Below are 15,223 nucleotides of genomic sequence, written 5' to 3' on the forward strand. Positions count from 1 at the left end.
CGCATATAATTACACTAGGTTTTTTGTGAGTTTTAAGGAGGAATTTTGTCAGTTATGCCGATTGAGCTGGGGAGCGTCTTGGAGGGCGTTGTCACCGGTATTACGAATTTCGGTGCTTTTATTGAGCTGCCCGGTGGAGAAACTGGTTTGGTGCATATTTCAGAAATTGCAGAGGTTTATGTAAAGGACGTTCACGATTTCCTGAAAGCCAGCGACAGGGTTACCGTGAAAGTGATTTCCGTAGATCCGAAAGGTAAAATCGGCCTTTCCATGAAACAGGCCAATCCTTCGGTGCGCCCGGCCAAGAAAAAATTTCAGCCTTCCTTTGAAGAAAAACTGGCCAAGTTCCTTAAAGAAAGTGAAGAGCGCCAACAGGTTTTAAAGCGGAATACCGAATCAAAAAGAGGCGGGCGCGGTTCCGGCAGGAAAGCGGAATAAGAGGAAAACAGCAATTCTCACCGTGAGAGTTGCTTTTGTTATTTTATGGTAATAAATTAGTTGGATGTGAGAAATGTGAGGCGTATCGCCGCTATTGATGTCGGGACGAATTCCACCAGGCTGCTGGTCGCCGGGGAGTCAGGCGGGGTTCTCAAAAGGATAGAAACAGGGCTTTACACCACCCGCTTGGGGAAAGGTATCACCAGGGGCTTATTGCAGCGGGAGGCTATGGAGAGAACGGTGCAGGCCGTGAAATTGTTCAATGAAACGGCGTTGAACCTGGGTGCTGAAAAAGTTATAGTAGCTGCCACCAGCGCTGTCCGGGACGCGGCCAATAAGGGTGAGTTTTGGGAACTGGTGCAAAAAAGTGCCGGGTTACGGCTGCGGGTATTGAGCGGGGAAGAAGAGGCTGCCCTGAGTTACAAGGGGGTGCTTTCAGGTCTGATGGTGCCGCCCCATTCCACTGTAGTCCTGGATATAGGCGGCGGCAGCACCGAGCTCACCTGGCGCCAAGCGGGCAATTTGCGCCTGGTTAGTATCAACGCCGGGGCTGTGCGGATGACCGAAACCGGTGCGGGTGAGGAGGAAATCACAGCTCTTTTCAGGCCGGCCCTTGAGGAAATAAAGAAACTGTCCTTTAAAAACCTGGTGGGGGTAGGGGGGACGGCGACTACTCTGGCTGCCATTGACCAGCGGCTTTCTGTTTATGAGCCTGAGCAGGTGCATGGTTATTGCTTAAGCGCCGCCAGTGTGGACAGGATCTTAAGCATGCTGAAAAACATGGATTTAAAGGAAAGAAAAAAAGTGCCGGGCCTGCAGCCTGAGAGAGCTGATATTATCGTCGCGGGAGTGCTTATCCTGAAAATAGTTTTAAACGGGTTGGGCTTCAGCTGGATGTACATTAGCGAATGTGACATGCTTTGCGGTCTTATACTGGAGGAAGTCGAAATAAAGTAATACAGTGCTTACCAAAGATGACATTATATTCCACCTGCTTATACTATAATAATCTTATTACAGAAAAAGTATAAGGGGTGGATCTATTGTTAGAAAGTCCCGAGATCTATCCGTATCACCGGTCCGGGAGTGAAAAAAGCAAACACCGGCCCGGCGTCAGTACAAAAAACGGCAAAAGACAATCTCCTTTGTTCAGGGCTAAAGTGAGGCAGGTTGTAAATTCGGAATCACTGGTGCTGGCCTGCGCCGGTTTCTTTCTGGGGCGTGCGGTTTTACTGGGCGAGCTGTCGCCTTTCGGAGCTTCTTTTGTGGCTGCCGCCATCAGGATCCGCGGCCGTTCCGGGGTCCTGGCGGTCCTCTCTGTTATCCTCGGCCTGGCTACAGTCAGCCGGGGCATCCCATTTACCAGCTCACTTCTTACCATGCTTTGCACCTGGCTTTTAATCAGATCGGCGCCGGCTGAGATGAAAAGGCCCTGGCTGGTGCTGCCGGCGCTGGTTCTGGCAGCGACCGTGGTGGTTAAAGCTTCCTTTATAGCTTACAATTCCCCTTCTTCGTACGGTTACTTCAGTGTATTATTTGAAGCTGTGTTTGCCGCCCTGCTCACGCCGGTTATGTTATACGGCGTTGAAGCGCTGAAAAAAAAGGCTGACGGAGTTTACCCTTTTTCCGGAGAAGAAATTTTTTGTTTATTGCTGATCCTGGGAGGGCTTATTGCCGGCACCGGTGACCTCAAGTATGAGATGATCAGCGTAAAGGGCGTCTTGAGCAAGCTTGTTATACTGCTGGCGGCGTATGTCGGCGGCGCCGGCGCCGGCGCCGGCGCCGGCGCTGTGGTGGGGACCATTCCCGGCCTGGCTTATGTCACGGCGCCGGTGTTAGTGGGGGCTTACTCATTCGCCGGTTTGCTGGGCGGGATCTGCAGAAATTTCGGCAAGCCCGGTGTGGCTACCGGATTCATCCTGGGCAATATCATTCTGTCGGTTTATATAAATGATTATGGCAATATGATTGCCATTCTAGCAGAAACAGGGCTGGCCACACTGTTTTTTCTGCTGGTCCCGGCAGTATTTCTAGAGGATTTGAAAGTGTCTCTGGGTCTGGAGTCCCCCGGGGCAAAAGAAACACCTGAGGAAGGGTTTTTTTACAAGGAAATATTTGAAGCCCGGATCAGAAACTGGGCCAGGGTGCTCAGGGAGCTGTCCAGGACCTTTGACCAGGTGTCCTCAACCACCGGTAAGGACTGGGAAGAGCAGGGGCTGCAAAGGCTGATCAATCAGGTGGGAGAAAAGATCTGCAGTGACTGTACATTCTACAGGACCTGTTGGGAAAGAGAGTTTTACAAGACTTACCAGGGCTTGATCGATCTCATCGCCCTGGTTGAATTATACGGCAAAGTTACGCCGGACAACCTGCCTGACGAGATCAAAAGGCGCTGCTCGAGGACCAAAGAACTGGCCATTACCATCAGCTGCCTTTATGAAACATATAACCTGAACCGCTACTGGTCGCACCGGCTGTTGGAGAGCAGGGAAATTGTCGCCGAGCAGCTGAGGGGCATCTCCGAGGTAATGGCCGGACTGCCGGGCGAATTGGCGTACGAAGTAGAAGCGGGGGAAGTTGGGCCGGCCCTGCGCAGAAAGTTAAAGGAAGCGGGCGTCCAGGTGGAAAGCCTGTCCGTATACCGCAGGGAAGACGGGGCTATAGAAGTTTCCCTGGCCCACCTTCCCTGCAGCGCGGTCATGGAATGCCGGGATTTAATAATGCCTGTGCTTGCCAAACTGCTGGAACAGCCTTTTTACATGTCGACCCCGGCATGTACCTTCAGGGAGGGAGATCCCTCCTGTCACTTGAGATTTTACCCGGAACAGAACTACCGCCTATTTTTAGGAGCTGCCGGAATAGGTAAAAACGGGAGCATAGTATCCGGTGACAGCTACGCGTTTTTACACCTTAAAGGCGGCAGGCTGGCCCTGATCCTAAGCGACGGCATGGGAGCGGGACCGCGTGCCGCGCTGGAAAGCGGCACAACCATTTCACTGCTGCGCCATCTCCTGGAATCGGGTTTCGGGCAGGATCTGGCCATAAAAACAGTTAATTCAATCCTGGTCCTGCGCTCGCCGGGCGAAACTTTCGCTACTGTTGACCTGTCAGTGATAAACCTCAATTCCGGGCAGGCTGATTTTATAAAAATTGGGGCGGTCCCCACATTCCTGATCCGCGATGGTCAAGTGGAGCAGATTAAGTCCTGTTCTTTGCCGGTAGGCATTATCGAAGACCTCGAAGTATCCACCCTGACCAGGACTTGCCAGGCTGGTGACCTGCTGGTGATGGTCACCGACGGCATCCTTGACGCCTACAAGGGCAGCGGCAGCAGGGAAGAATGGCTGGCCGGGGTTTTACTGGACGTGGTGGACATGCAGCCTCAGGAAATGGCTGATCTCATTTTGAAGCTGGCCCAGGCCGGGGCGGGCGGCGCGGCCAGGGCGCCCGACGACATGACCGTGCTGGTGGCCAGGCTGGAAAAACAAAAACATTTAAAAAAATAACCGCAGGCGGGGGATAATCTTTTGACATGAAATGGTTATCCCTTATTTCATTCCCGCGCAAACTTTTCAAGCTAAAACTGTTCGGGGTATAATGCTAAAAAGAAAGCAGCAGGCGCAGGGCGAATAAATGAGAATAAACGCGGGAAGCATTTTTAATTACAATATCTTGCGGGCACTGGGCAGCAGGAACTACCGCCTCTTTTTCGGGGGCCAGGGTATCTCCCTGATCGGCACCTGGATGCAAATAATCGCCATGAGCTGGCTGGTCTACCGCCTGACAGATTCACCGCTCCTGCTGGGAGTGATTGGCTTTACAGGTCAAATACCGTCGTTTGTCCTCGCCCCTCTGGCCGGTGTCCTGGCCGACCGCCGGGACCGGCGCCGGATCCTGATTGTGACCCAGACCCTGGCCATGGTTCAGGCTTTTATTGTGGCCGGGCTTACTCTTACAGGCATAATAGCTGTCTGGCACCTGGTTGTACTGAGCCTTTTTCTTGGTATTGTCAATGCTTTTGATATACCGTCCCGCCAGTCACTGGTGGTAAAGATGGTGGAAAATAAAGAAGACCTGCCCAACGCCATTGCCTTGAACTCCTTCCTTTTTAACGGCGCCCGTCTGGTCGGGCCAACTATGGCCGGGATCCTGATCGCCCTGCTGGGTGAAGGCATGTGTTTTTTACTGAACGGCCTAAGCTACATAGCGGTTATTGCCGCCCTGCTGGCGATGAGGCTTGAAACAGCCAGGAAGGAGAGAAATGATACCCGTATTATTCAGGAACTTGGAGAAGGTTTAAGATATGCCTTCAGCTCAGAGGCAATAAAATCTATCTTACTTTTGTCCGCATTTATCAGCATGGTTGGCATGCCATATACCGTGCTTATGCCGGTTGTGGTCCGCGATGTTTTAAGCGGCGGGGCACACATTTACGGTTTTTTAATGACAGGAACCGGCATCGGCGCGGTAACCGGGGCTGTTTACCTGGCATCACGCAAAAATGTAAAGGGGCTGGGAGGTATGATTCCCCTGGCCGTAGGGTCATTAGGCGCCGGACTGGTCATGCTTTCCCTGTCCCGTATTTTTTGGCTGTCCCTGCCGGTAATGTTGTTTACGGGCTTCGGCGCGATGATCCAGATGGTATCAAACAACACTATTTTACAAACCATAGTTGATGATGACAAAAGGGGGCGGGTAATGAGCCTTTTTACCATGTCGTTTATAGGCATGGCTCCTTTTGGCAATTTAATAGCCGGCGGTCTGGCCAGCCGGATTGGCGCTTCCGCAACCTTACTTTTCAGCGGATTATTGTGTATAATCGCCGCACTGTTTTTTTTGAGCAAAGTTTCAATGCTTAAGAGTGAAATTGACCGTCACATTCTAAGACAGGTAAATTAATGGTAAAACTATTTTTTGCCATCACAGCGCAGGACCGCGGCAGGAAAAGCTTTAAGCGGTGTTGAATTAGGCAGATGTGGCTTAAGCCCAATTTTCAAGATGAGACAAGTGATCTGAGACAAGGGGACGGTTCCCCTGTCTCATGAAGCAGTAAGCTATAGGTCGTAAGACGTAGGCAAATTATGTCGTAAGCTATAGGTCGTAAGACGTAGGTATGCAAGAAAGTATAATAGGTCAAAGACCCAAAAGGAATGCAGGATATACCTACGGCCTGCGGCTTATGACATACGACTGAAAACTACGGCCTACGCCCTACGGCATACGACTAAATAATACGGCCTACGACATATATAGGTGAAAGTTGAATGGACTTGCTTAAGAAGGTCAGCGCTTTTATGGTCCGCCACCGCATGGTTGAGCGCGGCTGCCGGGTGGTCGTGGCTGTGTCGGGCGGCCCGGACTCAACAGCGCTGCTGCATATTTTGCACTTGCTGAAAGATGACCTGGGAATATCCCTGCACGTGGCCCACTTAAACCACATGTTCCGGGGGCGGGAATCGGATAACGACGCGGTATTTGTGGCTGAGATGGCCGGGCGCTGCAACCTGCCCGCCACTATAAAATCCGTTGATGTTCCGGCCTACAGGCGGCAAAGCGGTCTCTCCAAACAGGTGGCCGCGCGGAAAGTGCGTTATGAGTTTCTTTGTGAGACAGCGCGCCAGGTGGGGGCGGCAAGAATTGCCCTGGCGCACCAGGCTGATGACCAGGCTGAGACGATCCTGATCAATTTTTTGAGAGGTGCGGGTACCACAGGCCTCAAAGGCATCCTTCCCGTAAGGGATAACCTGTATATCAGGCCACTACTGGAAGTCAGGCGCGCTGAAATTGAGCGGTATTGCCGTGAGCAGAATTTGTCCTTCCGCCAGGATTCTTCCAACCTGCAGCCCGTATACGCCAGAAACCGGGTCAGGCTGAACCTGATGCCGCTGCTGGTCAGAGACTACAACCCGGGCCTGGTGCCGGCTTTGCTCCGGCTGGGTGAAATCAGCCGGGAAGAGGATAGCTTCCTGGATGATCAGGTGGAGAAGGCATTCAAGGATGCTCTTGATTGTCCAATAGGGGAAAGTATATCTCTAAGTCTGGGTAAGCTTAAAGGCATGCCTGTGGCTATCCGGCGCCGGGCCCTGCGCAAGGCCTGGCAGTGCTTAACCGGCAGGGAAAGGGTGTTGGACTTTAAGCATACCCAGGCGGTGCTGGACTTAATTGACAACGGCGAAACCGGCGCGCAGGCCGGTATGCCCCTGAACACTGCGGCTGTGCGGCGCCATTCCTCCCTTGAACTGAAAAAATTGCGGGAAAATCCCGGGACTCCTTATTATATCTATCCTTTGCAGGTGCCTGGCGCCACTTATCTGCCCGAGTTGGACCAGACAATTTACGCTGAGGAAATACCTTATACCGGCGCACCGAACCCGGCAGACCTGCCGCCGTCAGAGGCTTTGCTGGACGCCGGCAAACTGCCGGAATCGCTTTTTGTGCGCAGCCGCCTGGCGGGAGATGTGTTTCAACCATACGGCAGCCCTGCGGCGACTAAACTCAAAGACTTTTTTATCAAACAAAAGGTGGCGCGCGAGGAAAGGGACCGGGTCCCGCTTGTCGGCACACCGGGTGAGATCGTCTGGGTGGGCGGCATGCGGACTGGAGAGAAGTGGAAAGTGGACGGCTGCACAGCAAGGGTACTGCGTTTAAAACTGGGCCGCGGCAGATGCTTTTGATTGAAACGGTTGCTGAAATATGTTAAAATACTCATTATGGGTTAGTGCGTTTTTACGGAAGGAGTGTCATCGTGAACAAGGTTGTAAAAAACCTTAGCATATATTTGCTTATTGTTCTGGTTATTATCGCCTTGCTGAAATATACAACGCCCACCAGAGCTGTCCCCTCACCGATCAAGTACAGTGTGTTCTTAGAGCTTGTGAATCAGGGACAGGTAAAGTCGGTTGTCATTCAGACTGAAAGCGGTACCAACACTGTCACAGGCGAGAAAACCGACGGGACGAAGTTTGAGTCCAAAGGACCGGCGACCGACGGGGACTTATTCAGGCTTTTGAAAGAAAAGAAGGTGGAATGGACGAGCGAGCCGCCTCCCCAGCCCGGGTGGTGGACCGGTCTCCTGACCACTCTCTTGCCTATACTGTTGTTTGTAATCCTGTTCTTCTTCCTGATGCAGCAGACCCAGGGCGGCGGCAACCGGGTGATGTCTTTCGGCAAAAGCAGGGCCAGACTGCACAGTGATGATAAAAAGAAAGTCACCTTCGCCGATGTGGCGGGGGCGGACGAGGTCAAAGAAGAGCTTGAAGAGATCGTTGAATTCCTGAAGAACCCGAAAAAGTTTCAGGAGTTGGGCGCCAAGATTCCCAGAGGGGTGCTGCTGTTCGGCGCGCCCGGGACCGGCAAGACCCTCCTGGCCAGAGCGGTGGCCGGCGAGGCCGGGGTGCCTTTCTTCAGCATCAGCGGCTCTGACTTTGTTGAAATGTTTGTTGGTGTGGGAGCTTCCAGGGTTCGCGATCTTTTTGATCAGGCCAAAAAGAACTCACCCTGCATTGTTTTTGTTGACGAGATTGACGCCGTGGGGCGGCAGCGGGGCGCCGGCCTGGGCGGCGGCCACGATGAGCGCGAGCAGACACTGAACCAGCTCCTGGTCGAAATGGATGGCTTCTCGCCCAACGAGGGTATTATTATTCTGGCAGCCACCAACAGGCCCGATATTTTGGACCCGGCCCTCCTGCGGCCGGGGCGTTTTGACCGCCAGGTGGTCGTTGACTCGCCTGATGTAAACGGGCGCAAAGAGATCCTGAAAGTCCACATGCGCGGCAAGCCGGTGGAAGAGACGGTCAGCCTCGAGGTATTGGCCCGCCGGACGCCGGGCTTTACCGGGGCGGACCTGGCCAACCTGACCAATGAGGCGGCGCTCCTGGCGGCCAGGCAAAACAGGAAAAAGATTACCATGGCCGACCTGGAAAACTCCATTGAGCGGGTAATCGCCGGGCCTGAGAAGAAATCCAAGGTTATCAGTGAAAAAGAGAAGTGGCTGGTCTGTTACCACGAGGGCGGGCACGCCGTGGTGGGCTTCCTGCTCCCGAATACCGACCCGGTGCACAAGGTTTCGATCATACCCAGGGGCAGGGCAGGCGGCTATACACTGCTCCTGCCGAAGGAAGACCGCTATTACGCGACCAAGTCCCAGCTGCTGGACCAGGTGACCATGCTTTTGGCCGGGCGTGTCTCCGAGGACCTGGTCTTAAAGGAAATCAGCACCGGGGCTCAAAACGACCTGGAGCGCTCCACCGATTTGGTGAGAAAGATGGTCATGGAATTCGGTATGAGCGACCTCGGGCCGATGACCTACGGGCGCAAGACCGATACTCCCTTCCTGGGCCGGGACCTGGCCAGGGACCGCAACTACAGCGAAGAGGTGGCCAACGCCATCGACGTCCAGGTGCGGCAGACTATCGACCAGTCCTACAGCAAGGCTAAAGGACTTCTGGAAGAGCACCTGGAAACCCTGCACCTGGTAGCTAAGACCCTTTTTGAAAAAGAAACCATAGAAGCTGAAGAGTTTGCCGAGTTGATGAAACAGGCTGGTGAGGGAGAGCGGAAAAACGGCAGAAACGCTTAAAATATAAAAATGCGCCCGCGGCCAGGCTGCGGGCGCTTTTATGAGGAGGTAATTTCAATATGGAACGTACATATCTTATGGTAAAGCCCGATGGTGTCCAGCGCAACCTGGCCGGGGAAATCATCAGCAGGTTCGAAAAAAAGGGATTTAAAATTGTCGGGCTGAAAATGCTCAGGATCAGCAGGGAAATGGCTGAAAAACACTACGGCGAGCACGCGGGCAAACCATTTTTTGAATCGCTGGTCGGGTTTATCACCAGCGGCCCGGTGGTGGCTTTTGTGATCGAAGGCAAAGACGCTGTCAGCGCGGCGCGGGATATGATGGGCGCGACCAATCCGCTGAAAGCGGCGCCGGGCACGATCAGGGGCGCCTACGGCATAGACATCGGCCGTAATATCATCCACGGTTCGGATTCTTTGGAAAGCGCGGCCAGGGAGATCAGCCTGTTCTTTAAAGAGGAAGAGCTGGTCGAATACAGCCGGGAAGTCGACGGTTGGATATACGAATAAAATGTCTACTTTGAAACGGCCGCAGGGCCGTTTTGTTTTTTCACCTGCGGGACATTGCTTTTCTTGGCCGGCCGCTTTATAATTTTTCCAAGTGTGGCGCCGGATTATGAAACCGGGAGGAATATCAATGGCAATCAGAGTTTACAGTGTCATAGTTGAAAACAAATCAGAGGCCCGCCGGGTGATTGCCGAAGTCGGGGCGGACGCGGCCGGCTGCGGCTGGATGGCGCCTAAGGCTGTGCACAGGCTGGTCATGCTGGACGGAGTGCAGCCCAAACAGGCCAATATTATCAAACAGGAGATGCTAGGCAAGGGCGGTGAGGCTGCTGTTGCCCGGGGTGTGGTCGACCATTCCGTGGCGGAAACGAAAGTGCTGCTGATGGGCACCTTGAGGCAGTATGAGCATTTTTTGGCTAAACTCGCCTGCCAGCCGTTCGGCCTGGCGGACCTGGCCCGGCGGATCAAGGAGGCGCTGGACGGCCAGGAGGGTTTTAGCCCATATGACCTGGACTGCCGGGGGAAAACCATACGCCTGGGGGATAAAACCCTGGTCATGGGGATCCTCAATGTGACCCCGGACTCCTTTTCGGACGGGGGGAAATATGCCGACCCCGGTTGGGCGGTGGAGCGGGCCGGGCAGTTGGTGGCTGACGGAGCCGATATCATCGACCTGGGTGGTGAGTCCACCCGGCCGGGATATACACCGGTAGCCGAAGAGGAAGAACTAGCCAGGGTCATACCGGTCTTAAAAAAGCTGGTACAGGAGTTGCCTGTCCCTATTTCAATTGATACGACCAAGGCGGCAGTGGCCAGGCGGGCGCTGGATTTGGGCGTTCATATCATCAACGACCAGTGGGGCCTGCGGGCAGACCCGGCGCTGGCGGACCTTGCCGCCGCCTACGGAGCGCCTCTGGTGCTGATGCATAACCAAAAAGGTACAGATTACCGGGACCTGATGGGAGATATGGTTGAGTTTTTCCGGGAAAGCATCAGCATGGCACAGCAGGCGGGGCTCCCCCGTGAAAAGATCATAATTGATCCAGGTCTTGGTTTTGGCAAAACAGCAGAGCAAAACCTGGAGGCGCTGAGAAGGTTAAAGGAACTGCGCTGTCTGGGCCAGCCGGTTTTAATCGGCCCCTCCCGCAAGTCCACAATCGGCAAGGTGCTAAACCTGCCTGTCGGAGAACGGGTGGAGGGAACTGCTGCGACTGTCGCAGTTGGCGCTGCTAATGGCGCCCACATTGTGCGGGTGCATGATGTGAAAGAGATGGTCAGAGTGGCCAGAATGACCGACGCCATCATGGGCAGGTGGGACGAGGGAAGTGAGAAGTGAGCCGTGAGACGTGGGAAAAAGAAGCCGTAGGCTATAAGGCGTAAGGCGTAAGAAGTGATTGTAAAGTAATTCTTACTTTTATTGTGGACCCGTTAGGGGTGCAGGATATACTTACGTCCTATAGCCTACGACCTAAGGCTAGGGTAAATGGTCTTACCTTTTTGACGATAAATGTAAAGAGGGGCGGTTATGGATAAGATCAGTCTGGAAGGAATGGAATTTTACGGCTACCACGGCGCCAGGCCGGAGGAGCAAAGCCTGGGACAGCGTTTTATCGTGGATGTGGAGCTTTACTTGGACCTGCGCCGGGCCGGGGCGACAGACAGCCTCGATTTTACTGTTAATTACGCCCGGGTGTTCGAACTGGTGCGATCTATAGTCTGCGGCCCTCCCCGCCTTTTAATTGAATCCGTGGCTGAGTCTGTAGCCGGGGCCCTGCTGGCGCAGTTTCCCCTGGAAGAGGTTCTGGTACGGGTGAAAAAGCCCCAGGCGCCCCTGCCGGGCAGCTTCACCTGGGCGGCTGTGGAAATAAAGCGGAAAAAAGAACAAAGAATTTAGAATAGAAACAGACAATTTTTTTGATGTCTTGGCTTTTTGGGGGAGATCAAATGAAAACCATTTATATTGTTGACGATGAGGCCAACATCCGTGACCTGCTTAAAAAATACCTGGTCAAGGAAGGGTTCCAGGCAGAAGCTTTTTCCTGCGCGGAAGATGTGCTGAATGCCGTGCGGCGGGTCCCGCCGGATTTATTCGTGCTGGATATCACCATGCCGGGTATGGACGGCCTGGAGCTTTGCCGCACGATCAGAAAGTCGGGGGATACGCCGATTATCTTTGTATCCGCCAGAGGTGAGGAACTGGACCGGGTACTGGGGCTGGAACTGGGCGCTGATGACTACCTGGCCAAGCCGTTCAGCCCAAGAGAACTGCTGGCTAGGATTAAGAACATTTTGAGGGGGACCGCCGCTCCTCCCCGCGGCGGTATCAAATATTTGAAAGAACTGGCCTTCCACACCGAAGCGCTGAAAGGCTGAAACTGGTGTTTCAGGATGACGGAGGCGGCTTTGCCCAGCAGGACCTGGAAAGGCTTTTTGACCGTTTCTATAAAGGGACCAGGGGCAAGACAGGGCTGGGCATGGCCATTGTGAAAAATATTGTGGACGGGCACGGCTGGCGTATTGCCGCCGCTAACGGGCCTACAGGCGGCGCCATGATTACTATCGAATTTTATTAAACCTGTTGCCGGTCATTACTGCCCAAAATACTGTATAATATAAACAAAATAATTAAAACCCCTGGAGGTCGGATAATGCTTACTACCGCCTATATCGGCCTGGGCAGCAATTTAGGCGATAAAGAGGCCAATATAAAAAAAGCGCTGGAACTATTGGAAGAGGACCCTGGTGTGCACGTAAAAAAAGTAGCGTCCCTTTACCGGACCGCGCCACTTTACAAACCCAAACAGGACATGTTTTTCAATACAGTGGCGGAGATTGAGACGAATATAAACCCGCATGAGCTGTTAAAACTCTGCAAGGATATCGAAAAGAGGCTTGAAAGGGCGCCTACCGAGCGCTGGGGGCCGCGCACGATAGACCTGGATTTGCTGCTTTACGGCAAAGATAAAATCTGCGCTTCAGACTTAGTCGTTCCGCACCCCCGTATGACTGAACGTGCTTTTGTAATGGCGCCTCTGGCGGAGATTGCGCCTGAATTGATAGTACCCGGCGGTTGTAAGGCAATCGATTTAGCCCGGTTGCTCCTAAGAGACCAGTTTGTAGAAAAGTTAGTTTAGTTTAAGACCGGTTTTTATAATAAAATTTTGGCCGGAAGGAGGAGACTTCTCTTTCCGGCTTAGTTTTTGGACATAATAAAACGCGGGTGGTAATATGGTCTTTGAACCGAAAAGAGTAATTTTCGAGCGGGAAGCGCTTAATTATCCTCTTGGGGAAGAACTGCTGCGTTATTTCAATCAACAGGGTATAGAAACCAGCTTTACGGCCTCCCATAACCGGGTCACCTCCGTTCCCGGCAGAACCCGCACAGAGGGCTATTTTGAAGCGAAAAGGACCCTGGTGGTGGGAGTCCGCCGTACCATGGACTTTGCCGCGTGCAAACCCTCGGCCCACTTTCAGCTGCCCCTGGCCACATCCTGCCCGGGCAAGTGCGAATACTGCTACTTACTGACCAACCTGGGCAAAAAGCCTTATGTCCGTGTCTATGTCAACATTGAAGAAATCTTAAGCGCCGCAAAAGCTTACATGGAAAAGAGGAAACCCGAAATAACTGTATTCGAAGGCGCCGCCACTTCCGACCCGGTGCCGGTCGAGCCTTACACCGGCCTGCTGGCTAGGACTGTTGAATTTTTCGGGCGGGAGGATTTAGGGCGTTTCAGGTTTGTGACCAAGTTTACCGATGTGGACACGCTGCTGGGAGTTCCTCACAACGGCCATACCAGGTTTCGCTTCAGTATTAACACAGGTGAAGTGATCAGGCGTTACGAGCATGCCACCCCAACCTTGGCCGAAAGGCTGGCGGCGGCTGAAAAAGTGGCGGCGGCAGGTTACCCCCTGGGTTTTCTGGTGGCGCCGATTATCGTTGCTAACGGTTGGAAGGAAGACTACCGGGATTTATTCAAGACAGCCGCGTCAGAGCTAAACGGTAAAGCTCCCGACCTCACCTTTGAGTTTATCACCCACCGTTTTACCAAAAGGGCTAAAAACACGATCCTGGAAGTGTTTCCAAACACAGGCCTTGACCTGGAGGAAGAATCCAGGACTTTTAAATTCGGGCAGTTCGGCTACGGAAAGTACGTCTACCCCAAAGAACACTTTGCAGAGATAAAGGAATATTTTCACAGCCTGGCACAGGAGTTCTTCCCACAGGCAAAGGTGGAGTATTTTATTTGATGTGATCGTAGGAGTGGTTCTGATTGATTATTGGTAAATAATTATGTTACCATATTCTAAAGGTACCATATTTCGGTATGGTTTTGGTTGGATAATTTACTAATTCTTGATTATGATCAGTATTTTTCTTTGTCGTCAAAGGGGTTTTTACGAAAAAATTGAGGTTCATACCGTATGACAACTGGTTTTTGGATTCTATTCCCGGATCTGGGTTTAATATGTTATGTTAATATTTCCTGTCATTTGTTATCTGAATAGTTGTATTATTACATTAATAAAGGGTGAGTGGTAATGATTGATACTGGTATTTACAAACTCCAAAAGATATTGAAAGAATCAAATATCGAATTGATTTTTTCAGGAACTTTCTCTCAAGGATTGATTGAAGAACTGGGCGAAGCATTAAAGTCCTGGTGTTGGGGTTTTTTGTGGCCGTATTCTACATTGTATCCAGAAAAATAGCCAATCCGTATAAACAAGCGCTGCTTTTGAATATGGAACTGGAGAAAAAGGTTACCGACAGGACAATTGAGCTGAGAGAGATAAATAAAAAGGTAATGGACAGCATCGATTACGCCAAAAGGATGCAGGAGTCCATCTTACCCTCGGGAGATGAGTTGAAGAGTATTTTTAGAGAGCATTTCGTGATCTGGAGGCCGAGGGATGTTGTCGGCGGGGATTTTTACTGGGTCCGGGAGATTGGCGAAACCGTGATCCTGGCGGTGGGAGACTGCACCGGGCATGGAGTTCCCGGCTCTTTGATGACAATGACGGTCAATGCGGTTTTGTATAATATTGTCACAGGCATTAACAAGGATGATCCGGAGATTATCTTAAGAGAGCTGGATAAGCTTTTGAAGCAGGCTTTAAATAAAGGTTTAAAATCAGATACCACTGATGACGGTTTGGATATTACCATCTGCTGTATTAAAAATAAATCGAGAATATCATATGCAGGCGCAAATATAAGTTTGTATATTAAAAGGGAGCAGGAACTGAAAGTATGCAAGGGTTACAAAAAGGGAGTGGGCTACCACGGCACGGTCCTGCCTGACGGTCTTACAAATACGGTCCTGCCGGTTAAAGAAGGAGATGTTTTCATACTTACCTCTGACGGCTTCATTCATCAGAATGGCGGAAATAAGAATTATCCTTTTGGAAGGAAACGTTTCTATAACCTGATTCAAAACAGCAGCGCCCTGTCCATGGAAGCTATGAAAACCGAATTTGAATCGGCATTGCAGGAATACATGAAGGATGAGCCCCAGCGGGACGACATCGTAGTATTGGCGTTTATGGTGAAATAAGTCCCGGGGACGCATTTTTTGTGTTTGTCAATCAAAAAGTTTACCACTGTGATCACGTAAAAGTTTACCACCCATAAGAAGGGGATCAGCTCATTTGGAATGGTAATTATGGAATATTATTACTGGCGGTCTTTTAGCAATATTAT

At 51.9% G+C, this 15,223-nt stretch carries 14 protein-coding genes; all 14 read left to right on the forward strand.

Annotation, left to right across the window (positions count from 1 at the left end; translation table 11 throughout):
• The first annotated feature begins 54 nt into the window (after window positions 1–54).
• The 14 genes from Pmgp_RS14655 to Pmgp_RS14720 all read left to right on the forward strand — a co-directional run bounded on the left by Pmgp_RS14655 (window position 55) and on the right by Pmgp_RS14720 (window position 15,077).
• Window positions 55–438, forward strand: a complete 384-nt coding sequence (locus Pmgp_RS14655; RefSeq protein WP_134214722.1) for a S1 RNA-binding domain-containing protein — start codon at window positions 55–57, stop codon at window positions 436–438.
• A gap of 75 nt (window positions 439–513) precedes the next feature.
• Window positions 514–1,395: a Ppx/GppA phosphatase family protein gene (locus tag Pmgp_RS14660; RefSeq protein ID WP_134214723.1), complete on the forward strand. Its 882-nt coding sequence runs from the start codon at window positions 514–516 to the stop codon at window positions 1,393–1,395.
• Window positions 1,396–1,472: 77 nt separating this feature from the next.
• The gene (gene spoIIE / locus Pmgp_RS14665; RefSeq protein ID WP_134214724.1) at window positions 1,473–3,944 is read left to right on the forward strand and encodes a stage II sporulation protein E; all 2,472 of its coding nucleotides are present in this window, start codon (window positions 1,473–1,475) and stop codon (window positions 3,942–3,944) included.
• Between the two features lie 127 nt (window positions 3,945–4,071).
• Window positions 4,072–5,337, forward strand: a complete 1,266-nt coding sequence (locus tag Pmgp_RS14670; protein ID WP_134214725.1) for an MFS transporter — start codon at window positions 4,072–4,074, stop codon at window positions 5,335–5,337.
• 365 nt (window positions 5,338–5,702) lie between these two features.
• A complete protein-coding gene (gene tilS / locus Pmgp_RS14675) occupies window positions 5,703–7,112 on the forward strand; it encodes a tRNA lysidine(34) synthetase TilS (RefSeq protein ID WP_134214726.1) in 1,410 nt (469 codons plus the stop codon).
• Window positions 7,113–7,183: 71 nt separating this feature from the next.
• Window positions 7,184–9,016: an ATP-dependent zinc metalloprotease FtsH gene (gene ftsH / locus Pmgp_RS14680; RefSeq protein ID WP_134214727.1), complete on the forward strand. Its 1,833-nt coding sequence runs from the start codon at window positions 7,184–7,186 to the stop codon at window positions 9,014–9,016.
• Between the two features lie 59 nt (window positions 9,017–9,075).
• The gene (ndk, locus tag Pmgp_RS14685; RefSeq protein ID WP_134214728.1) at window positions 9,076–9,525 is read left to right on the forward strand and encodes a nucleoside-diphosphate kinase; all 450 of its coding nucleotides are present in this window, start codon (window positions 9,076–9,078) and stop codon (window positions 9,523–9,525) included.
• 127 nt (window positions 9,526–9,652) lie between these two features.
• Window positions 9,653–10,858: a dihydropteroate synthase gene (folP, locus tag Pmgp_RS14690; RefSeq protein ID WP_134214729.1), complete on the forward strand. Its 1,206-nt coding sequence runs from the start codon at window positions 9,653–9,655 to the stop codon at window positions 10,856–10,858.
• Between the two features lie 189 nt (window positions 10,859–11,047).
• Window positions 11,048–11,416, forward strand: coding sequence for a dihydroneopterin aldolase (folB, locus tag Pmgp_RS14695; RefSeq protein ID WP_134214730.1), 369 nt, complete (start codon window positions 11,048–11,050; stop codon window positions 11,414–11,416).
• A 50-nt stretch (window positions 11,417–11,466) separates the two neighbouring features.
• The gene (locus Pmgp_RS14700) at window positions 11,467–11,895 is read left to right on the forward strand and encodes a response regulator transcription factor (protein ID WP_134214731.1); all 429 of its coding nucleotides are present in this window, start codon (window positions 11,467–11,469) and stop codon (window positions 11,893–11,895) included.
• Between the two features lie 5 nt (window positions 11,896–11,900).
• Window positions 11,901–12,095 carry a sensor histidine kinase gene (locus tag Pmgp_RS14705; protein WP_192902945.1) on the forward strand — a complete coding sequence of 65 codons (195 nt, stop codon included), beginning with the start codon at window positions 11,901–11,903 and terminating at the stop codon, window positions 12,093–12,095.
• Between the two features lie 75 nt (window positions 12,096–12,170).
• The gene (gene folK, locus Pmgp_RS14710; protein WP_134214733.1) at window positions 12,171–12,656 is read left to right on the forward strand and encodes a 2-amino-4-hydroxy-6-hydroxymethyldihydropteridine diphosphokinase; all 486 of its coding nucleotides are present in this window, start codon (window positions 12,171–12,173) and stop codon (window positions 12,654–12,656) included.
• Between the two features lie 94 nt (window positions 12,657–12,750).
• On the forward strand, window positions 12,751–13,770 hold the full coding sequence (gene splB, locus Pmgp_RS14715; protein ID WP_134214734.1) for a spore photoproduct lyase: 1,020 nt from the start codon (window positions 12,751–12,753) through the stop codon (window positions 13,768–13,770).
• Between the two features lie 428 nt (window positions 13,771–14,198).
• Window positions 14,199–15,077 (forward strand): SpoIIE family protein phosphatase, encoded by an 879-nt coding sequence (locus Pmgp_RS14720; protein WP_243119879.1) that lies wholly within the window; start codon window positions 14,199–14,201, stop codon window positions 15,075–15,077.
• The last annotated feature ends 146 nt before the right edge of the window (window positions 15,078–15,223 follow it).

This window comes from Pelotomaculum propionicicum (assembly GCF_004369225.1).
Lineage (GTDB): Bacteria > Bacillota > Desulfotomaculia > Desulfotomaculales > Pelotomaculaceae > Pelotomaculum_B > Pelotomaculum_B propionicicum.